At 73.4% G+C, this 369-nt stretch carries 1 protein-coding gene; it reads right to left on the bottom strand.

Annotated elements, in window-relative coordinates; genetic code table 11:
• Positions 1 to 369: diacylglycerol/lipid kinase family protein (locus tag TN53_RS42980; RefSeq protein WP_046264362.1), on the bottom strand; the 369-nt coding region annotated here is incomplete at both ends.

Here is a 369-nt window from a genome sequence, read left to right as displayed (position 1 = left end):
CAGCTTCGCCGCGGCCTCGCCGAGCAGCAGGTCCGGCAGCTGGTCGAGGGCGGTGACCGCCTTGGCGTCGCGGTAGTCGGGGCTCTGCACGATCTCGGCGTACGCCCCGAAGGAGACCGTGTTGACGAACGGCAGCCCGGCCACCTCGCCCAGATCGACGCGGAGTTCCACACCGTCGGTCAGCGCGTCCAGGCCACCGGCGGGGTCGGCGCGATCCAGGCCCAGGTCCATCGCGAAGTGGTTGCGGGTGCCGGCGGCCAGGACCATGAACGGTACGTCGTGTGCGGCGGCCACCCCAGCCACCAGGGCCTGCGTGCCGTCACCGCCGGCCACACCGAGCAGATCCGCGCCGTCCGCGACGGCCTGCCG

The organism is Streptomyces sp. WM6386 (assembly GCF_000972385.1).
GTDB lineage: Bacteria > Actinomycetota > Actinomycetes > Streptomycetales > Streptomycetaceae > Streptomyces.
The sequence above is the reverse complement of the archived record's forward strand: the minus strand, read 5'-3'. Positions and strand labels throughout refer to the sequence as shown.